General features: G+C 44.0%; 16 protein-coding genes and 1 pseudogene. 7 read left to right on the forward strand and 10 right to left on the reverse strand.

The annotated features are described in order from the left end of the window. Positions 1-57: 57 nt before the first annotated feature. The 4 genes from H9629_RS13310 to H9629_RS13325 all read right to left on the reverse strand — a co-directional run bounded on the left by H9629_RS13310 (position 58) and on the right by H9629_RS13325 (position 5125). The gene (locus H9629_RS13310) at positions 58-405 is read right to left on the reverse strand and encodes a hypothetical protein (protein ID WP_064102532.1); all 348 of its coding nucleotides are present in this window, start codon (positions 403-405) and stop codon (positions 58-60) included. A 161-nt stretch (positions 406-566) separates the two neighbouring features. Further along, a complete protein-coding gene (locus H9629_RS13315) occupies positions 567-2702 on the reverse strand; it encodes a 3-hydroxyacyl-CoA dehydrogenase NAD-binding domain-containing protein (RefSeq protein ID WP_191731267.1) in 2136 nt (711 codons plus the stop codon). Between the two features lie 11 nt (positions 2703-2713). Next, positions 2714-3919: an acetyl-CoA C-acetyltransferase gene (locus H9629_RS13320; protein WP_191731268.1), complete on the reverse strand. Its 1206-nt coding sequence runs from the start codon at positions 3917-3919 to the stop codon at positions 2714-2716. 195 nt (positions 3920-4114) lie between these two features. Continuing rightward, positions 4115-5125 (reverse strand): AraC family transcriptional regulator, encoded by a 1011-nt coding sequence (locus tag H9629_RS13325; protein ID WP_064097078.1) that lies wholly within the window; start codon positions 5123-5125, stop codon positions 4115-4117. 213 nt (positions 5126-5338) lie between these two features. On the opposite strand from H9629_RS13325, the gene H9629_RS13330 reads away from it, so the two are divergent. From H9629_RS13330 to H9629_RS13340, 3 genes are all read left to right on the forward strand, one after another. Further along, positions 5339-6460, forward strand: a complete 1122-nt coding sequence (locus H9629_RS13330) for a CaiB/BaiF CoA transferase family protein (protein ID WP_191731269.1) — start codon at positions 5339-5341, stop codon at positions 6458-6460. 254 nt (positions 6461-6714) lie between these two features. Then, positions 6715-8358 (forward strand): nitrite/sulfite reductase, encoded by a 1644-nt coding sequence (locus tag H9629_RS13335; RefSeq protein ID WP_064102529.1) that lies wholly within the window; start codon positions 6715-6717, stop codon positions 8356-8358. Continuing rightward, complete coding sequence (locus H9629_RS13340; RefSeq protein ID WP_004645942.1) at positions 8351-8836, forward strand: DUF934 domain-containing protein; 486 nt, start codon at positions 8351-8353, stop codon at positions 8834-8836. The genes H9629_RS13335 and H9629_RS13340 overlap by 8 nt, the downstream gene beginning before the upstream one ends. A gap of 64 nt (positions 8837-8900) precedes the next feature. Here H9629_RS13340 and H9629_RS13345 read toward each other — a convergent pair. The 3 genes and pseudogenes from H9629_RS13345 to H9629_RS13355 form a co-directional block, all read right to left on the reverse strand. Further along, positions 8901-9350: pseudogene (locus H9629_RS13345) on the reverse strand (VOC family protein). A 151-nt stretch (positions 9351-9501) separates the two neighbouring features. Continuing rightward, positions 9502-10677 carry a thiolase family protein gene (locus H9629_RS13350; protein ID WP_191731270.1) on the reverse strand — a complete coding sequence of 392 codons (1176 nt, stop codon included), beginning with the start codon at positions 10675-10677 and terminating at the stop codon, positions 9502-9504. A 112-nt stretch (positions 10678-10789) separates the two neighbouring features. Beyond that, complete coding sequence (locus H9629_RS13355; protein ID WP_064097082.1) at positions 10790-11311, reverse strand: GspH/FimT family pseudopilin; 522 nt, start codon at positions 11309-11311, stop codon at positions 10790-10792. Positions 11312-11687: 376 nt separating this feature from the next. Between H9629_RS13355 and omp38 the strand changes: the two genes are divergently transcribed. Continuing rightward, complete coding sequence (gene omp38 / locus H9629_RS13360; RefSeq protein WP_064097083.1) at positions 11688-12815, forward strand: outer membrane protein Omp38; 1128 nt, start codon at positions 11688-11690, stop codon at positions 12813-12815. Between the two features lie 103 nt (positions 12816-12918). Beyond that, positions 12919-13452 carry a peptidase C39 gene (locus H9629_RS13365; protein ID WP_191731271.1) on the forward strand — a complete coding sequence of 178 codons (534 nt, stop codon included), beginning with the start codon at positions 12919-12921 and terminating at the stop codon, positions 13450-13452. 53 nt (positions 13453-13505) lie between these two features. On the opposite strand, the gene H9629_RS13370 is transcribed toward H9629_RS13365, so the two are convergent. The 3 genes from H9629_RS13370 to H9629_RS13380 form a co-directional block, all read right to left on the reverse strand. After that, positions 13506-14969: an amino acid permease gene (locus tag H9629_RS13370; RefSeq protein WP_064097084.1), complete on the reverse strand. Its 1464-nt coding sequence runs from the start codon at positions 14967-14969 to the stop codon at positions 13506-13508. Beyond that, positions 14969-16003, reverse strand: a complete 1035-nt coding sequence (locus tag H9629_RS13375; protein ID WP_064102523.1) for a methyltransferase — start codon at positions 16001-16003, stop codon at positions 14969-14971. The genes H9629_RS13370 and H9629_RS13375 overlap by 1 nt, the downstream gene beginning before the upstream one ends. 66 nt (positions 16004-16069) lie before the next feature. Continuing rightward, positions 16070-17440: a uracil-xanthine permease family protein gene (locus H9629_RS13380; RefSeq protein WP_191731272.1), complete on the reverse strand. Its 1371-nt coding sequence runs from the start codon at positions 17438-17440 to the stop codon at positions 16070-16072. 174 nt (positions 17441-17614) lie between these two features. On the opposite strand from H9629_RS13380, the gene typA reads away from it, so the two are divergent. Further along, positions 17615-19453: a translational GTPase TypA gene (gene typA, locus H9629_RS13385; protein WP_191731273.1), complete on the forward strand. Its 1839-nt coding sequence runs from the start codon at positions 17615-17617 to the stop codon at positions 19451-19453. A 179-nt stretch (positions 19454-19632) separates the two neighbouring features. Further along, on the forward strand, positions 19633-20076 hold the full coding sequence (mscL, locus tag H9629_RS13390; protein WP_064097088.1) for a large conductance mechanosensitive channel protein MscL: 444 nt from the start codon (positions 19633-19635) through the stop codon (positions 20074-20076). Positions 20077-20084 lie beyond the last annotated feature (8 nt).

A 20084-nucleotide genomic window follows, 5' to 3' on the forward strand; every position in this document is an offset into this window, starting at 1 on the left:
CAAATATAAAAAAGCGAGGCATTGACCTCGCTTTTTTATGCATAGCCTGAATCTGGATCAGTGGCCATGTGCTGGATTTGAGCTGTGCTCGGCATTATCCATGTTGGCATGTTCTTCAGCTGACATATGATGCTCAGTGGCTGTCGTATCTGTAGGAGCCACATTGGCAGCTTCACGTGCTTCACGATCCGCTTGCGCTTTGGCAATGGCTTCTGGAGACATCGTCGGTGCATTTTTAAAAGCGTGTTGCTGAGTGTTCTGTTTATTTTGCTGGCTTGGCATGTAATCCGGTTCATTACTTACTGCAAGCCAAAAAATAAGCATGAATAATCCACCTAAAATACAGAAGATAATAAGTGCTTTCCAACCCCAAGGAGATTTTTCAGGTGAACTGTGATCAGTCATAGGTCTTACCCACGTGGATACCAAACTTATGTAACTTTATAACATAAATTAATCAAAAAGCAGATCAAAATCTGTCATCACATAACGCTGTTCCGTGCTTGAAGCAAATCTGAAAGATAAAAAAAGAGGAAACACGTTCCTCTTTTATTTAAGTGCTCAAATTATTGAATCGGCTGGGTGTGTGCTGCGCGATCTTTGAGGAGCTGTGGAGCTTTGAAGCGTTCGCCATATTTATTTTCAAGTACTTTGGCACGGGTCACAGCTCTGGCCAGACCATACTGATTCAAGAATTGTACTGCACCGCCCGTCCAGGCGGCAAAGCCAATACCAAAAATGGAACCCACATTGGCATCGACCACGGATTCCAGGACACCTTCTTCCAGACAGCGTACGGTATCTAGTGCCTGTACAAACAGGAAGCGGTCAATCATTTCCTGTTCAGAAATATCGTTGTCTTTTTTCCAGTGGCTGAGACCAGACCAGAGCTGCTTTTTGGCATCGGCCGGATAATCATAAAAACCTGCGCCTGCAACCTTACCTTTACGGTTAAATTCGTGAATCATGCTGTGAATCACGTCATCCGCAGGTGATTTAGTGATGGTCTGACCTTGTGCTTCTAAAGCTTTGTATCTTTCATTGGCTACATGTTCAGACAAGGTCAATGACACTTCATCCTGAATCGCCAACGGGCCCACTGGCATACCGGCTTTGAGTGCAGCCATTTCAATTCGCGCTGGATGTACACCTTCTGCCAGCAGGCGTAAACCTTCCTGTACAAAGGTACCAAACACGCGGCTGGTAAAGAAACCACGGCTGTCATTCACCACAATCGGTAATTTGCCAATTTGCTGCACGAAGTCGAAAGCTTTGGCCAGCGTTTCTGCCGAGGTATTTTTACCTTTGATAATTTCCACCAGCTGCATTTTATCGACCGGACTGAAGAAATGCAGGCCGATAAAGTTCTGATCATTTTTTGAAGCCTGGGCTAACTCTGTAATCGGCAGGGTCGAGGTATTCGAAGCCATTACGCCGTTGCTGGCAAGATATTGTTCTGCCTCTTGTGTAACTTGAGCCTTGAGTGCGGGATTTTCAAAAACTGCTTCAATGATCAGGTCACAACCGGCTAGATCTGTATTAGATGCAGTTGTTTGAATCAGGCTTAAAACCTGATCTCGTTTCTCGGCTGATAAACGCCCCTGAGCGACTTTTTTATCCAGCAGTTTCTGGCTATAGGCTTTGCCTTTTTCAGCCGCTTCGATTGAAATATCTTTTAATACCACAGGAATGCCTGTGCTGACAGTCGCATAGGCGATCCCAGCCCCCATCATACCAGCACCTAGAATACCGACTTTAGTGGCTTTCCACCTTTCAATACCTTGAGGGCGACTGGCGCCGGACTTGTTTGCATTCAGGCCATGCCAGAAGGTACCAATCATATTTTTAGAAATTTGACCGATGGCAAGATAAGTAAAGTAACGTGATTCAATGGTCAGGGCTGTATCGACATCGACCTGTGCACCTTCTACCGCAGCCGACATGATTGCTTCAGGTGCAGGGTAGCAGCCTTTGGTTTTATCGCGTAGCATCGCCGGAGCAATTGCCAGCATTTGGGCAACTGCTGGTGTCGAAGGGCTACCACCCGGAATTTTATAGCCTTTTGCATCGAATGGCTGCTGAGATTTTGGATTGGCTTTGATCCAGGCAATGGCCTTTTCCAGCAATTCATCGGTACTGTCTGCGACATCATGAATTAAGCCAAGAGATACGGCTTTATCGACTCCAAACTGTTTGCCTTCCATCAATAAAGGAAGGGCATTTTGCAGACCGAGCAGGCGGACGCTACGGACGATACCACCGCCACCTGGTAATAAACCCAATGTGACTTCAGGCAGGCCAAATTTGCTTTTAGGGTCATTCAGGGCAATACGATGATGGGCACACAAGGCAATTTCCCAACCACCGCCAAGCGCCGTACCATTCAGTGCAGCAACCACAGGAATACCGCGAGTTTCGATATAGCGTAGTTTGGCTTTCATCTCTTCAATCATATTGAAGAATTCAGTTGCATGTTCAGGAGTAGCTTGAATCAGTTCGTCCAGATCACCACCAGCAAAGAAAGTTTTTTTCGTTGAACGGAAAATAATCCCGGCAATATCTTCATCTGCTTGTAACTGGGCAACGACTTCATCCAGTGCCGTGCGAAAGTCGGCATTCATGGTATTGGCAGACTGGTTTGGAGAATCAAAGGTCAGAATGACAATATTATCTTTATTTTTTTGATATTGAATTGCGCTCATTATTTTTCTCCTTATACCAGTTCAATAATAGTTGCGATGCCCATACCGCCACCCACGCAAAGTGTGGCTAGTCCACGTTTTTTGCCCTGGCGTTCTAACTCGTCCAGTAATGTCCCTAAAATCATCGCACCAGTCGCACCGAGTGGATGTCCCATGGCAATTGCGCCCCCGTTAACATTCACCTTGGCAGGATCAACCTTCATCTCATTGATAAAGCGCATCACCACGGCAGCAAAGGCTTCATTGACTTCAAACAGGTCAATATCATCAATTGTTAAACCGGCTTTCGCCAAGGCCTTACGAGCAGCCGGGGCAGGGCCGGTCAGCATAATGGTCGGATCTGCACCGACCAGTGCCGTCGCCAGTACTTTGGCACGTGGCTTCAGACCTTGTTCTTTTACTGCTTGTTCCGAGGCCAATAAAACCACAGCCGCGCCATCGACAATGCCTGAAGAATTCCCGGCATGATGCACATGATTGACAGCACCGACTTCAGGATATTTTTGCAGGGCAATTGCATCAAAGCCCATTTGCCCCATAGTGGCGAAACTTGGATTGAGTTTGCCCAGGCCTTCTGCAGTCGTTGTCGGTTTGATAAATTCGTCTTTGTCCAGAATTACTACACCAGCTTTGTCTTTTACTGGAATAACAGAGGCGTTGAAATAACCATTGGCTTGAGCGGCAGCTGCTTTCTTTTGTGATTGTTCGGCAAACTGATCCACATCTGCACGGCTATAACCGTCAATGGTAGCAATCAAATCTGCACCAATACCTTGTGGAATAAAGTCACAGGCCATATTGGTCTCAGGATCCAGTGCCCAGGGCCCGCCGTCTGAACCCATCGGCACGCGGGACATGGATTCGACTCCACCTGCAACAACCAGATCTTCCCAGCCAGAACGGACTTTTTGTGCGGCCAGATTGACAGCTTCCAGACCGGACGCACAAAAACGGTTAATTTGCACACCCGCTACATCATTGTCCCAGCCGGCAGCGATGGCAGCCGTTTTGGCAATATCGGCACCCTGATCACCAATCGGGGTAACACAACCGAGCACGATATCATCCACTTTTGCGGTATCAAACTGATGACGCGCCTGAAGTTCGTTGAGTAAGCCAGTCAATAAGGAAATGGGTTTTACCTGATATAAAGATCCATCTTTTTTGCCTTTTCCACGTGGGGTACGAATGGCGTCAATAATATATGCCTCGCTCATAGCTTGTCCCTTTTATTGATTTGATGAAATTTATTCTAATGACTCGAGTGTAATACTTAATTTTTGAAGTGCAATGACGAGAACGGGCCAGATCATTTGAGCGATTTAGCCAATTTTAACCATAAAAAAAGCCTAAGCTAGGGAGCTTAGGCGGAGAGAAACGATTTTAATTTTTGACGGTTCGGTAGTATCAGCTTAATGATAACCGTGTAATTGACGATACAGACCCGGAGTCACACCTGTCCATTTTTTGAAAGCACGGTGGAAGGTACTGGTTTCACTGAAACCGACCTGTTGTGCGACATCTTCAAGGGTAAGATCAGGGTTAAGTAACAGGTGAATTGCGGCATCACGACGCAATGCATCTTTCACACCTTGATAGCTTTTGCCTTCGGCTGCCAGACGACGACGCAAGGTTTGCGGTGATAGATATAACATCGATGCCACATCATTCAAGGTTGGCATTTCTTCACCAATCTGGCTCTTCAGCACATCACGGATTCTGGAGGTCAGTGAATTGGTATTTTTGAATTTCACCAGCAGTTGGGCCGGTGCTGCTTTCAAAAACTCTTCCAGAGTTTCTTCATTCTGGCGAACGGGCAGATCCAGATAGTCCGCAGCAAAGGTAATTTCGGTGCGTGGCATGTCAAACTGCATCACTGGTGCAAAGAATAAAGCATCATATTCATCAGCATGGGCTGGACGCGGATAGCTAAAGTGTACGCGTTCCAGCGGTACACGACGCTCAATAAGCCAGGAAGCAAGGCCATGCCAGATCATTAGCATACTTTCGGTAATAAAGTGATCCGGATCCATTGCATTTGGAATCAATGGCACCAGACGTGCTTCATGCTTGTCACGTTCCAGGGTCACCGACCAGTCATCACCGAAGAGTTTGTAGAACTGGGAAGAAAGTTCCAGTGCATCACCGAGGGTTTTGGCATGAATAATCAGCTGGCACATGATCGCAAACGTACCCAGACGGCGTTGCTGTTTATCAAAACCGACATGCTCGTCCTGAGTCACCATCCACAACATTTTTATAAAGCGGGTATATTGTTCAGGTGAAATACGCGCTTTGGGCTGATGCAGCAGTTCTGCTTCAATCCCGACGTGAGACAATAAAGTATCGACATCCATGCCCAGACGTTTAACGCCAGATAGAGCTGCGTTGACGAAATGGATACTGATCGTATCACGACTCATGTTTAATCCTTCAGTCTCTTTAATGTTCACTAATAATTGACCTAAATGACAAAAAATAATAAAGCAATGGCAATTTACAAGAATACCTTTGCCATTTTCTTACATATTAGATTGCCGAAACTATCAAGGTAAATGGCTGAACATGACATTGTTTTTGTGCATTTATATTCTTATGATGCTAAAAAAAGCAATAGAAGTAGAGCAAATACTCCAATGTCATATGCATTAAAAGGATTGAAAATCCTAGACTTTTCTACACTTTTGCCCGGCCCGTTTGCCACTTTATATCTTGCTGATTTAGGTGCAGAAGTTGTGCATATTGAATCACCAACTCGACCGGACCTGCTCCGGTTAATGCCACCTTTTGCCAATGGGCAGGCCACCTCACAGAGTTATCTGAACCGTAACAAGCAATCGGTTGCTCTGGATCTGAAAGATCCTGCAAATATCGAATTGGTCAAATCCAGGATTGCAGATTATGACATTGTGATTGAGCAATTTCGCCCCGGTGTGATGCAACGTCTAGGGCTAGACTATCAAACCTTAAGTGAAATTAATCCGAAACTGATTTACTGTTCCATTACCGGTTATGGCCAAACTGGCACATATAAAGATAAGGCAGGCCACGATATTAACTATCTGGCTTTGTCCGGAATTGCCGGACACAGTGGCCGGACTGAAAATGGTCCACCCGCCCTGGGAATTCAGGTTGCCGATGTTGCAGGTGGTTCCATGCATGCTGTAATTGCAGTTTTGGCTGCCGTAATTGAACGTCAGCAAAGTGGCAAAGGGCAATATATTGATATATCCATGACCGATTGCGTGGTGACGATGAATAATCTGGCCGCATCTGCCAGTCTGGCTGGCAATCAGCATCAACGACCTGAGTCGGGCTATCTGAATGGCGGGACTTTTTACGACTATTATGAAACCCAGGATGGCCGTTATCTGTCAATTGGTAGTTTGGAGCCACAATTTATGCAGGGGCTGGCACAGGCCTTAGAGCTGCCAATTATTCTGGAAAAGGGCAACTCTTTTGCTGAAGAAGATCGTGCCGAGGTGAAGCAGGCGATTCAAAATAAAATCAAGACCAAGCCTTTATCTGAATGGCAAACACAGTTTGCCGCGCTGGATGTCTGCGTCGAACCAGTACTCAAACTTGAAGAAGCGTTACATTCTGATCTGGCCCAGCAGCGAGGCTGGGTGGTACAGGTGCCACTTAAAGCCCGCAGTCAGCAAACTGAAGCACAACTGGCTTGCCCGATTAAATTTTCACGTTCAACGATACGCTATGAATTTGTAGGACAGCAATTGGGAGAAAGTCAAAAGTGGTAATATTTTTAACGTGTTAATAAGATGATTAATGAAATGAGAGGAAATTTTTCCTATATGAAAATAAGTAATAATGATTGAAGATTTTCATCATTATTACTTTAAATTTAATCCAATGCTGTAAATACAGAGATCCGTGAAAGTTTGACAGGCTTATCAATAAAACCGCTATGAAATATGTATAAAAAGCATTTTATTGATAGGTTCAATCTCGCTATCCTTGCCGGCGATATAATAGAAACTACTAGCTGTACGCCATGTATTTATATACTGATTTTGATCAGCAACTGATTAATGAACGTGTTGCACAGTTCCGAGACCAGACGGAACGTTATTTAGCCGGTAAACTCACTGAAGATGAGTATCGTCCGCTTCGTCTGCAAAATGGTTTGTACGTACAGCGTTATGCGCCAATGTTACGTATTGCCGTGCCATATGGTTTGATGAATTCAAAACAACTTCGTAAAGTGGCTGATTTGGCAAAAGAATATGACCGTGGCTACGCGCATATTTCGACCCGCCAAAATATCCAGTTTAACTGGCCTGCACTGGAAAATGTGCCGGATATGCTGGCTGAACTGGCGACGGTGCAAATGCATGCGATCCAGACCTCAGGGAACTGTATCCGTAATACCACGACGGACCAGTATGCAGGTGTGGTTGCCGGTGAAATTGCCGATCCGCGTCCGACCTGTGAATTGATCCGTCAATGGTCAACTTTCCACCCGGAATTTGCTTTCTTGCCACGTAAATTCAAGATCGCAGTTTCTGCGCTGGAAGAGATTGACCGTGCAGCCACTGCATTCCACGATATTGGTGTATATATCGTGCGTAATGAAGCAGGCGAAATGGGCTATAAAATCAAAGTGGGTGGTGGTCTCGGCCGTACGCCAGTGATTGGTAGCTTTATCCGTGAGTTCTTGCCACGAGAAGACCTGATTGCTTATTTGGAAGCAGTACTTCGTGTGTATAACTTGCATGGCCGTCGCGACAACAAATATAAAGCGCGGATCAAGATTCTGGTAAAAGCCTTAACACCAGCAGTATTTGCCGAGAAAGTTGAAGCTGAATTTGCGCATACGGTTAAAACACTGAAAATTGATGCAGACACCTTGGCAAAAATGGATGAGAACTTCACGCCATTCGATTACCAAGATTATGCAGATGAAGATTTCACTGAATTGTTCGCGCAATATCCGAAATTCAAACAGTGGTTCAACATCAATACCAATGCCCATAAAGTGAAAGGGTATCGTATTGTGACGATTTCACTGAAACGTGCCGGAATTGCACCGGGTGATGTGAGCACTGAAGAAATGAACCTGATTGCAGACCTTGCAGACAAGTACACTTTCGGTGAGCTGCGTACCACGCATGAGCAAAACATTTCTCTAGTTGATGTACCGCAAAAAGATTTGTTCGCTGTATGGCAAACCCTTGACCAAAACAACTTGGCACGTGCGCATATCGGTTTCTTGACTGACATCATTTGCTGCCCGGGCGGTGACTTCTGTTCATTGGCCAATGCCAAATCTATTCCAATTTCGGAAGCGATTTCACGCCGTTTTGATGATCTGGATACAATTTACAATTTAGGCAAACTGGATCTGAATATTTCAGGTTGTATGAATGCCTGTGGTCATCACCACGTTGGTAATATTGGTATTCTAGGTGTAGATAAAAAAGGTGCAGAATTCTACCAGATTACGCTTGGTGGAAATGCCGATCATGATGCTTCAATTGGTGATATTCTTGGCCCATCATTTGCAGCCGAAGTCGTGCCGGATATTGTAGAAGAAATTCTGAATACTTATCTTGACCTGCGTCAGGATGGTGAAGAGTTTATTGATACTTATCGCCGTGTCGGCATTCAACCATTCAAGGAGCGTGCATATGCTTAATACCGCACTTCAAGTGCTCTCTAAAGATGGCACGATTGCAGACAATACCTATCAATTGATTGGTGAAGATGGTGTTTTGCCACAGGGTGATGTGGTTCTGACTGTGGACCAGTTAGACCAGATTGGCAATGTATCAGGTAAAAAAGCATTGTACTTAACTGTCGATGCTTCTCCTGAAAACCATGAATTTCCACTGGACCAGCTAGACGCAATCTTTATCGAGTTTGCCGGTTTTAATGATGGCCGTGGTTATTCATTTGCAGCACTTCTTCGTCGCCAGGGTTTTCAGGGCGAACTGCGTGCTACTGGGGATGTATTCAAAGATGTGTTGAACTACATGAAGCGTTCTGGTTTCGACACTTTCGTGATTAAAGAAGGTAAAGATATTCAGGAAGCTGCTGCCGGTTTGAATGATTTCAAAAATCCGTATCAGGCATCGACTGCGGTTGCACAGGCACATTATCAAACAGGTGCATAATTTAAATTATGCTGCTGTAAAAAGCCGGATTGAGTCCGGCTTTTTTATGTCTTGATTAAGATACTCAACTTTCTTCAAGTTGACAGTTGATCATCCAGTGAATTCCAAACTGATCGCTAAAGGCAGCATAAAGTGCGCCCCAAAAGGTCTTTTCTAGCGGCATCTCAATTTGACCATTCACCGATAAAGCATCAAAGAGTCGTTGTGCTTCAGCTTGTTCGCTGGCGTCTAAGTTAATGGAAATATAGTGGTTATTACCTTGCGTGAACACGGTATTGGTTTACGTACAAAATTGATCATTCGTATCAGATGCCATCAGTTCTGTAAATTCGTTAATGGGAAGTGAGATATGCAGGATTTTATTTTTATCCGCTTCCGGCAGTGTGATACCTTCTTCAGTTGGCATTTCACTATAACGACTCAGACTTGAAAATTCGCCTCCAAAAACTGATTTATAAAAGTTAAAGGCTGCTTCAGCCTGACCTTGGAAATTGAGGTAATGATTCAGTTGCATGGGAGAACTCCCTTTTATTTACTTGCTTTAATCTACGCCACTTTGCGGTATTTTGCGCGAGCAAGCCTTATCAAGATGTAAGCGAAAAAAATCCCCCAGATCAGGAGGATTTTTAACTCCCTATGGGAGAGGGATGGGATGAGGGAAGAGGTTACAGTAATTCAATCGCCACAGCAGTCGCTTCACCCCCACCAATACACAGAGCTGCAATCCCTTTTTTTCCACCGGTACGTTTTAGTGCATGAATCAAAGTCAGGATAATACGTGAACCGGTAGAACCCACAGGATGGCCGAGTGCACATGCACCACCATTGATGTTGACTTTTTCAGGGTCTAGCTTGAACTCATCCATTGGGCACATGGTCACCATGGCAAAGGCCTCATTGATTTCCCAAAGGTCGACATCAGAAGCGGCCCATCCAGTTTTATCGAGCACTTTCTGGATTGCACCGACTGGAGCAATCGTAAACTCAGATGGATGTTGAGAATTCGATGCATAGGCAACAATTTTAGCCAAAGGATTCAACCCTTTTGCTGCTGCATTGTCAGCCGAGGTAATTACTAAAGCTGATGCACCATCTGAAATCGAGCTGGCATTAGCCGCCGTAATCGTACCGTCTTTAGCGAAAGCAGGACGCAAAGTTGGAATTTTATCGATGTTAGCATTGAACGGCTGTTCGTCTTTATCAACGACCACATCACCTTTACGGGTTTTAACTGTTACAGGCACGATTTCATCAGCAAAGTAGCCTTCATTGACCGCAGTTTGCGCACGCTTTAATGAGCGAATCGCAAAATCATCCATCTGCTCGCGGGTATAACCTCTGGTATTTGCCATATCTTGGGCAAATGAACCCATCAAACGACCTGTTTCAGCATCTTCCAAGCCATCCAGGAACATATGATCCTTGATTTCACCATGGCCCATACGGAAACCACCCCGTGCTTTTGGCAATACATAAGGCGCATTGGTCATGGATTCCATACCGCCGGCAACCACGATATTTGCAGAACCAGCTTTAATCATGTCAGCCGCTTGCATGACGGCTTTCATGCCTGAACCACATAATTTATTAATGGTTACCGCACCAGTAGAATCTGGAAGACCAGCTTGACGCATCGCTTGACGTGCAGGACCCTGCTTTAAGCCTGCAGGGAGTACACAACCCATAATGACTTCTTCAATATCCGTTGGTTGCAGACCCGCACGGGCAATTGCTTCCTTAATAGTGACAGCACCCAGTTCCGGTGCAGTTACACTGGCCAGACTGCCCTGAAAGCCACCCATGGCTGTACGTGCACCATTTACAATTACGATGTCAGTCATTGTTGTATCTCCCTATCAGTTTTGATCGTTTTATCTTGAACTTAAGCAGTATATTGAAAAAAACTGACGATTGAAGCTTTAATCGTACCGAAGCATAAACTGGATAGTTCTATTAACATGAGGGAAGACTTTCCCTCCGGATATGCCCCATTTTGCTAAGTACAATACGCTGTTGGCTAGAAAACTGGGCAGAACAGTAGTAGAAACTGCCATTTGAACCAATAGGCAGACCTGTTTGTGCCTGATAAGTGACACTTGGTAAGCTCAAAGCTCCTCGCCAACTCAGGTTACCGTATTTGAGATTAACTACATCAATATGTAAAATGGTCTCACCTGTATCCACTTGCCTGTTTTTATTTTTATCAATGAAAACCAGCATAGTCTTGTTCCATTGATTGGCTTGGCAAGTGAGAGAATCTTGGCTTGGGCAGATCACTACATTCTGTCGCAAAATTGCAGCCTGGCTGCGTGCATAACGATTAATTGTAGATAACTTGATCGGTATGTTTTGAGCTTCCTGTCTGGCTCGGTACTCGTGATAGTAAGGAAGCGCGATACTGGCGAGAATTGCAATCATTGCAATACAGATAATTAACTCAACAATAGTAAACGCTCTTGTTATTTTTTTATACATAGAGTTACCTGATTTATATATTATTTTTCTTATAAGGGTGCTATTAATTATATGTTTTTTATGCTTTATTGAGCGTGTAATTCATTGCTTACTTAAGTTTAAAGAAAGCTGTTAAAAATAATTGGCAATCACAATAGGTCATTCAGAATAAAAAATTGAGTAAAAAGTTACCGAATTACAACGGAAATTGTAAGTAATTTTGTCAATAATTTACTTGATTAGATTAATCAAGCACTTGGAAAAATAATAAAGTGTTTGTATGATGCCATGTGAATAGCTTAAGAATAATACTGGGGTAATAAAAAGCCTATCTCAGGATGGCCTATTTATAAGGCTTGAGCTTGAACAACAATTGTTATCTCTGGAGGATAAATCCATGAAAATGAGTCGTATTGCTTTAGCTATGCTTGTAGTTGCACCTTTTGCTGCTGCAAACGCAGGCGTAACTGTTACTCCATTAATGCTGGGTTATACTTGGCAAGACACCAAGCATAACAATGGTCAGTCCCACTTGTTATCTGCACAACTAGGTCAAGGCGAAATGCAAAACGACTTGTTCGTTGGTGCAGCACTTGGTGTAGAACTAACTCCATGGTTAGGTTTCGAGGCTGAATATAACCAGGTAAAAGGTGATGTTAACCAATCACTTCGTTACATTACTGATGGTCGTCCATCACAAGTTGAACCAGGCGCTGAGTATAAGCAAACTCAAATCAACGGTAACTTCTATGTTACTTCTGATTTAATCACTGGTAACTATGACAGCAAAGTTAAGCCTTACCTATTGGCGGGTGCGGGTCACTACAAATATAAATTTGATGGTTTAACTCGTCTTAACAGCCCAACAGCTCCAGTACGTCGTGACCGTGGTAATACTTCAGAAGGTACTTTAGCAAATACAGGTATCGGTGCTTTCTGGCAGTTAAATGACGCGTTATCACTACGTACTGAAGCTCGTGCTACGTATAACTTTGATCACGAGTTCTGGAACTATACAGCACTTGCTGGTCTTAACGTAGTTCTAGGTGGTCACCTGAAGCCAGCTGCTCCAGTAGTTGAAGTTGCTCCAGTTGAGCCAGTTGCTCCAGCTCCACAAGAGTTGACTGAAGACCTGAACATGGAACTTCGTGTATTCTTTGATACTAACAAGTCAAACATCAAAGATCAGTACAAACCAGAAATCGCGAAAGTTGCTGAGAAGCTAGTTGAATATCCAAACGCTACTGCTCGCATCGAAGGTCATACTGATAACACTGGTCCACGTGCATTGAACGAACGTTTGTCTCTAGCTCGTGCTAACTCTGTTAAGTCTTCACTTGTGAACGAATACAACGTAGATGCATCTCGTTTGTCTACTCAAGGTTTCGCTTGGGATCAACCGATTGCTGATAACACTACTAAAGAAGGTCGTGCTATGAACCGTCGTGTATTCGCGACAATTACTGGTAGCCGTACTGTTCTAGCTGAACCAGTTATGCAACAACAAGCTCCTGCTGCTCAATAATTCGTTATTGAACACAGACTGAAAAAGCGACTCTAAGGAGTCGCTTTTTTTATGGCTGTTTTTTGCATACACTTGCTGCTCTAAAATGATTTTGAGTAAAGGCATGAGCATAGAACTTCCTCAAGACTTGCTGAGTCTGGAAGCCAATAGTGGTATTTATGCAATTTGGATGATCTTTCATCATTATGGTATCGATCTACATATTCCTGATCTGGTGCAATTGACACGGCACGATGATGAGATGGGAACTTCAACTATTGCGCTCGCAGTTGCGCTCAAAACCTTGGGGCTGGATGCTGAATTTTTTACACAAGTTGATCCGGATAAACAGCCTGTTGAAGTAGAATTTTATCAAAAGGCCCAAGAACTCAAATTACCTGTTTATGAATCTCCTCTTTCATATGCCGAAATTCAAAAAAAGGCAGGTGAAGGTCGTTTTGTGATTGTGTTCTATGACAGTTTAGACGGGATAGGGAATCACTCGTTAATTTATTCTATCGATGAGCAGGAAATCAGTTTCTTTGATAGCTTTGAGGCCATGCCGGCGCATGTGTTTGAGCAGCAACGTCGGGTAGATGGAATCTGTCAGCAAGCGATTGTGGTTGATGACCGTAACTTTGTAATGCGAAATAGCTAAAATAGAGAGATTAAAAAAGCAGTCCTGAGACTGCTTTTTCATTATTGACTGGGTTATTCCTGATCGAGCTTCATGGGCTGAACGTCCATTTCCTGATAAGACACCAGTTTGGTTTTTTTCTTCCATTTGTAGCCAAACCAGATGGCCAGGAATAGCGGAATACTGATATAGGTCGATAATACGCCCATCCAGTGACCGGCCAAAACATCCTGATAGTTCTGACCCAGAACGACAATCGTACACAGGATAAATGCAAACCAGGGAGCAAAAGGAAAGAATTTGGCACGATAAGCCAGATCTTCGAGTTTATATCCTTGTGCCAGATAACCTTTACGGAAGCGGTAATGGGAAATGGCAATACCGAGCCAGACGATAAAGCCGCACATTCCTGACATGTTCAGCAGCCAGTTAAAGACTTCCTGCTCACCAAAGAAAGTGGTCAGAAAGCATAGAGCTGCGATTGCAGTCGTGGCATAGAGTGCATTCATCGGCACACCACGCGGGTCCAGACGCGCAAACATTTTAGGTGCACTACCTTTACGTGCCATATCAAAAAGCATACGTGTAGATGAATACATGCCCGAGTTACCTGCAGATAGAATGGCGGTCAAGATCACCGCATTCATGATACTGGCAGCAAAGGCAAAACCAGCTTTTTCATACAATAAGGTAAATGGAGAAAGCGCAATATCGTCGGTTGCAGCTGCCTGTAATAAACGTGGGTCATTATAGGCAATCAATGTGCCGATAATAAAAATACACACGATATAAAACAACAGGATACGCCAGAATATCTGTTTAATGGCTACCGGAATGGTTTTCTTTGGATCTTTCGATTCACCTGCCGCGACACCGACCATTTCGGTACCCTGAAAGGAGAATCCGGCAATCATCGCCACACCAATTAATGCCTGAAAACCACCGACAAAAGGTGCATCGCCAATGCTCCAGTTGGCAAATGCTTCTACACCCGGAGTCAGCATGATCTTCACGATCATCCAGATTCCGATGATAATAAAGGCAATGATCGCAAGGACTTTAATCAGCGAAAAGAAAAATTCAGATTCGCCAAAGCCTTTTACTGTCAGGGCATTAATCCCAAAAATAATGGCAAGGAAAATTGCGCTCCAGTACACGCCCGGTATATCGGGAAACCAGAATTTCATAATGAACTGAACGGCAACCAGCTCAAAAGCCACGGTAATGGCCCAGTTGTACCAGTAATTCCAGCCTAAAGCGAAACCAAAACCACCTTCGACATATTTGGTGCCGTAAGTGAAAAATGCACCTGAAGTCGGATTGTGCGTGGCAAGCTCCCCCAAGCTGGTCATCAGGAAATAAATCATGATCCCAATCAGTACATATGCAAGCAATGCACCACCTGGTCCAGCATTGGCAATGGTCGCACCTGAGGCCAAAAATAAACCTGTACCAATGGATCCGCCAATGGCGATCATATTCAGATGACGAGCACCCAGCTTACGCTGCAGCTGCATCGTATTTTGCGTTTCGCTCATCATGATTCCTTAACATTTTTTTGAGTGCTGGCGAAGAGCACTTTAAAGCCTTGTTGATCCGCTTTCACTGTGCAGCTACCAAAGTTTTGTTCAATCAGGGTAGGATAGTTCAAGAAACGGTTGGCCACGATCCAAAGCTCGCCGCCTGATTTTAAATGACGACGCGAGGTTTTACATAAGGTTTCACTTGCTGTGTAATCGGTCTCGATTCCCATATGAAAAGGCGGATTACTGACAATGGCATGGAGGAACAAGGGTGCATCCTCAATGCCTGTAACCGCTTTGATTTCAATCTGTTCAGGAGTAAGCTGGTTTTCTTCAAATGTCATTTGTGTAGAAACCAGTGCAAAGGCATCAACATCCATGGCAAAAATCCGGTTTTTCGGATTCAACTTTGCCAGATACGCGCTAATCACCCCCGCACCACAACCAAAGTCAGCAATTTTACCTGAAGTGACTTGTGACAAATAAGGCAATAGCGTAGCAGTTCCTACATCCAAACGGTTTTGACTAAAGACGCCTGGAAGTGCACAAATAATTAAGTCACCATTTGGTGTAGATACGGTATAACGCTGTGCCCAGTCTGCAAGTGCTTTTTTCTCGACCGTATGGTCTAAAACCAATTGCCAAAGCTGGCAATGACGTGCGCTGTCAAGTTTGAGAGTTTTACCAAAAGGCTGCAACTGTTTGGCTGCGCGTTCTATCCCGCCTTTCTTTTCACCGACCAGAAAAATACTGCTGCCCGGTTTAAGCTGCGCTGCCACAGTGTGCAGTAAATAATTCAACAGTTCTTTAGACTTGGGTACAAAAATAACTGCCTGATCAAATTCAGCTTCAGGCATTTCTGCACCAAAATGCACATCTGCTTGTTGTGACTGGAAATATTGAAAATCGTTAAAATTCCATGTCCAGACAGCCGGATTGATAGAGGCATCGAATTCAGCGAGCAGATTATCTGTCGGTGCATTAATCAGTAAGATGCGACCCGACAAAAAATCATATTGTCTTAATAAAACTTCGCTTTTAGGATCCATAGGTATCTCTCCAATATAAAGAACACTGCCTAAGCCTGACCTAGACAGTGTTCTTTGGACATGAAATTACTTCTTTGTTTCAGGAAGTACCACATTCAGAATAAGGGCAGCGATACCACCAGTGGCAACGCCTGAGCTAAAGATATTACGGAATAACTCAGGAAGATGCTCAAGAATTTGTGGAACTTGTGCAACACCTAAACCCAGTGCCAGTGAAATCGCAATAATCAGCAGGGCGCGACGGTCCAGATTTACACCAGACAGAATGTTAATACCAGAGGCTGCGACTGCGCCAAACATGACCATGACTGCGCCGCCCAGTACCGCTTGTGGAACGGCCTGAATAATACCAGCAACTGCAGGCAACAAACCAAGAATAACCAGCAAAGCAGCAATCCAGATGCCGACATAACGACTTGCTACGCCCGTCAACTGGATTACGCCATTATTTTGTGCAAATACTGAACTAGGGAAGGTATTAAAAATACCGGCAAGGAATGAATTCGCGCCATTGACCAGTACACCGCCTTTAATGCGCTGCATCCATTTTGGACCATCAACTGGTTGATTGGAAAGCTTTGAAGTCGCAGTGATATCACCAATCGCTTCTAAAGAGGTCACCAGGTAAATAAATGCCATCGGAATAAACAGGCTCCAGGAGAAGCTTAAACCGAAATGCATGGGAGTCGGAATTTGTACCAGAGGTGCATCTTTTAAGCCGGAAAAATCCAGATGGCCCATAAAGCCCGCCAGGATATAACCACAAACCAGAGCGATCAAAATGGCAGAACTTTTTACCCAGGTAATCCGGATACGGTTCAGAATAATAATCAGCGCCAGAACGGTACAAGACATGATCAGGTTATCGGCATTGGCAAAAGTTTTATCGCTCATGGCCTGATAACCACCGCCCATGCTGATTAAACCTTCTTTAATCAGGGTTAAGCCAATCAGGAGTACGACAATTCCAGTGACCAAAGGGGTAATCAGTTTTTTGATCCAAGGCAGAATTTGTGACACGCCCATTTCAATGAATGCACCTGCAATCACTACACCAAAGATAGACGCCATTACTGCTTCTACAGGTGTACCCGCAGCCACCATGGCTGACCCAATACCAATAATTGGACCGATGAAGTTGAAACTGGTTCCCTGAACGATCAGCAGACCGGCACCAAATGGCCCTACTTTTTTAGACTGTAAAAAAGTCGCGATACCCGAGATCACCAGAGACATGGATAAAATCATGTTGGTGTCTTCTTTGGAAACACCAAGCGCCAGACAAATCAGCAGGCCAGGGGTCACAATCGGGACAATAATCGCTAATAAATGCTGGAAAGCAGCTAGAAAAGCAATCAGGGGTTTTGGACGATCATCCAGACCGTATACCAGGTCGAGTTGATCTTTAGAAGGAGGAGATTGATTAAAATCAGACATGTGTCAATGCAAAATAAGGCTGGATGGCGCTATTCTAATCGAGTTACACGTCTTTACAAAATCAAAAAAGCCTCGACCAGACAAAAAAAGTTGAGGAGTAGGGCTACAGTGACTATAAAAGTTTTGTATTTTTCTGTATAATTTGCCCTCAAATTACACACGCATTGAATTTACATGTCAGATATTAAAACTCTCCGTAACATCGCCATTATTGCGCACGTCGATCATGGTAAAACCACTCTTGTAGACAAACTTTTGCAACAATCAGGTGCTCTCGGTGATCGCGCGGGTGAGATCGAGCGTGTCATGGATTCCGGTGCTATTGAAAGTGAACGTGGTATTACCATTCTTGCAAAAAATACTGCAATCAAATGGTTAGATGAACGTACCAATACTGAATACCGCATTAACATCGTGGACACCCCGGGACACGCCGACTTCGGTGGTGAAGTTGAACGTGTAATGTCGATGGTTGACTGCGTACTTCTTCTTGTAGATTCACAAGAAGGCCCGATGCCACAAACACGTTTCGTAACGCAAAAAGCATTCGCACGTGGTTTAAAACCAATCGTAATTATTAACAAAGTAGACAAGCCAAGCGCGCGTCCAGACTGGGTAATTGACCAAGTATTTGATTTGTTTGATAATTTGGGTGCTTCTGACGAACAGTTAGACTTCCCGGTTGTTTATGCTTCAGGCCTTCGTGGTGTTGCTGGTCCTTCTCCAGAAGAACTTGCTGAAGACATGACTCCGTTGTTCCAAACGATTGTAGATATCGTTGAACCACCAAAAGTTGACGTTGATGGTCCATTCCAAATGCAAGTGTCTTCACTTGACTATAACAGCTTCGTTGGTGTTATCGGTATTGGTCGTATTCAACGTGGTTCAGTAAAATTGAATACGCAAGTCACTGTAATCGATAAAGAGGGCAAAACACGTAACGGCCGTATCTTAAAAATCATGGGTTATCATGGTCTAGATCGCGTTGACGTTGAAGAAGCTTCTGCAGGCGATATCGTTTGTGTAACAGGTATCGATGCACTCAACATTTCTGACACCATTTGTGATCCGAAAAATGTTGAAGCTTTACCTCCATTATCTGTAGATGAGCCTACAGTATCGATGACCTTCCAGGTAAACAACTCACCGTTTGCTGGTAAAGAAGGTAAATTCGTGACTTCACGTAATATCCGTGAACGTCTAGACCGCGAATTGATTCACAACGTAGCACTTCGCGTTGAAGATACTGACAGTCCGGACCGTTTTAAAGTGTCTGGTCGTGGTGAACTTCACCTTTCAGTTCTGATTGAAAACATGCGCCGTGAAGGCTTCGAGATGGGTGTATCCCGTCCGCAAGTAATCATCAAAGAAATTGATGGTGAAAAACAAGAGCCATACGAGAACGTAACGTTTGACGTTGAAGAACAGCATCAAGGTGCTGTAATGGAACAAATGGGTTTCCGTAAAGGTGAAATGACCAATATGGAAGTTGACGGTAAAGGCCGTATCCGTATTGAAGCAACTGTTCCTTCACGTGGCTTGATTGGTTTCCGTTCTGAATTCCTGACCATGACTTCTGGTACAGGGATCATGACATCAAGCTTCTCGCATTACGGTCCAATGAAACAAGGTACTGTTGCGAAACGTCAAAACGGTGTATTGATTTCTATGGTTCAAGGTACTTGCTTGGGCTATGCATTGTTTACGCTTCAAGACCGCGGTCGTCTATTCGCTAAACCTCAGTTAGAAGTTTACGAAGGTATGATCATCGGTATTAACTCTCGTTCAGACGACATGACAGTTAACCCGACTAAAGCGAAACAGTTAACGAACGTACGTGCATCTGGTACAGATGAAGCGTTAACACTTGTTCCTGCAATTGAATATACGCTTGAACAAGCGCTTGAATTCATTGAAGATGATGAGTTAGTAGAAGTAACACCGAAGTCAATCCGTATCCGTAAGCGTTTCTTGACTGAAAACGAACGTAAACGTAACCGTTCTGGTAAATAATCTGTAGATTATTGGCCCGCTTACTAAAAACCGTAATCTTTTCGAAGATTACGGTTTTTTTATATTTACGCTATGCTCACATCGTAATTTATTAAATCGTATTAAACTAAGTCAAAATTAGAAGTTTCTAGTCAGGTATAATTTAGCCCAAAACTTGAAAATAAAATATGGGAGCAGACATGAGTATTATTCAAGAATTTAAAGAGTTCGCCATCAAAGGCAACGTGATGGATCTGGCGATTGGTGTCATCATTGGCGGTGCATTCAATAAAATCATCGACTCGATGGTCAAAGACATTGTTATGCCGGTAATCAGCTGGATTTTAGGCGGAGATGTTGACTATTCCAACTGGTTCCTGGTACTGGGGGATAATCCGAATAATGTCACGACTCTCGCTCAGGCCCAAGCGGCTGGCCTAAACGTTTTTGCTTATGGTAACTTTTTGACTATTCTGATCAATTTCTTGTTATTGGCTTGGGTGGTATTCCTGTTAGTTAAAGCGATGAACAAGTTGCGCCGTAAGCAGGAAGCAGAACCTACTACGGAAGAGACTCCGGAAGATGTCGCATTGTTACGTGAAATTCGTGACGAGTTAAAAAAACGTCCTGATCCTGAAGCTTAAGTTCCAGG

Source organism: Acinetobacter pecorum (assembly GCF_014837015.1).
Taxonomy (GTDB): Bacteria; Pseudomonadota; Gammaproteobacteria; order Pseudomonadales; family Moraxellaceae; genus Acinetobacter; species Acinetobacter pecorum.

Coding starts and splice junctions, on each gene's coding strand:
- H9629_RS13310 (WP_064102532.1), bottom strand. CDS start 405: ATGACTGATCACAGTTCACCTGAAAAATCTCCTTGGGGTTGGAAAGCA.
- H9629_RS13315 (WP_191731267.1), bottom strand. CDS start 2,702: ATGAGCGCAATTCAATATCAAAAAAATAAAGATAATATTGTCATTCTG.
- H9629_RS13320 (WP_191731268.1), bottom strand. CDS start 3,919: ATGAGCGAGGCATATATTATTGACGCCATTCGTACCCCACGTGGAAAA.
- H9629_RS13325 (WP_064097078.1), bottom strand. CDS start 5,125: ATGAGTCGTGATACGATCAGTATCCATTTCGTCAACGCAGCTCTATCT.
- H9629_RS13330 (WP_191731269.1), top strand. CDS start 5,339: ATGTCATATGCATTAAAAGGATTGAAAATCCTAGACTTTTCTACACTT.
- H9629_RS13335 (WP_064102529.1), top strand. CDS start 6,715: ATGTATTTATATACTGATTTTGATCAGCAACTGATTAATGAACGTGTT.
- H9629_RS13340 (WP_004645942.1), top strand. CDS start 8,351: ATGCTTAATACCGCACTTCAAGTGCTCTCTAAAGATGGCACGATTGCA.
- H9629_RS13350 (WP_191731270.1), bottom strand. CDS start 10,677: ATGACTGACATCGTAATTGTAAATGGTGCACGTACAGCCATGGGTGGC.
- H9629_RS13355 (WP_064097082.1), bottom strand. CDS start 11,311: ATGTATAAAAAAATAACAAGAGCGTTTACTATTGTTGAGTTAATTATC.
- omp38 (WP_064097083.1), top strand. CDS start 11,688: ATGAAAATGAGTCGTATTGCTTTAGCTATGCTTGTAGTTGCACCTTTT.
- H9629_RS13365 (WP_191731271.1), top strand. CDS start 12,919: ATGAGCATAGAACTTCCTCAAGACTTGCTGAGTCTGGAAGCCAATAGT.
- H9629_RS13370 (WP_064097084.1), bottom strand. CDS start 14,969: ATGAGCGAAACGCAAAATACGATGCAGCTGCAGCGTAAGCTGGGTGCT.
- H9629_RS13375 (WP_064102523.1), bottom strand. CDS start 16,003: ATGGATCCTAAAAGCGAAGTTTTATTAAGACAATATGATTTTTTGTCG.
- H9629_RS13380 (WP_191731272.1), bottom strand. CDS start 17,440: ATGTCTGATTTTAATCAATCTCCTCCTTCTAAAGATCAACTCGACCTG.
- typA (WP_191731273.1), top strand. CDS start 17,615: ATGTCAGATATTAAAACTCTCCGTAACATCGCCATTATTGCGCACGTC.
- mscL (WP_064097088.1), top strand. CDS start 19,633: ATGAGTATTATTCAAGAATTTAAAGAGTTCGCCATCAAAGGCAACGTG.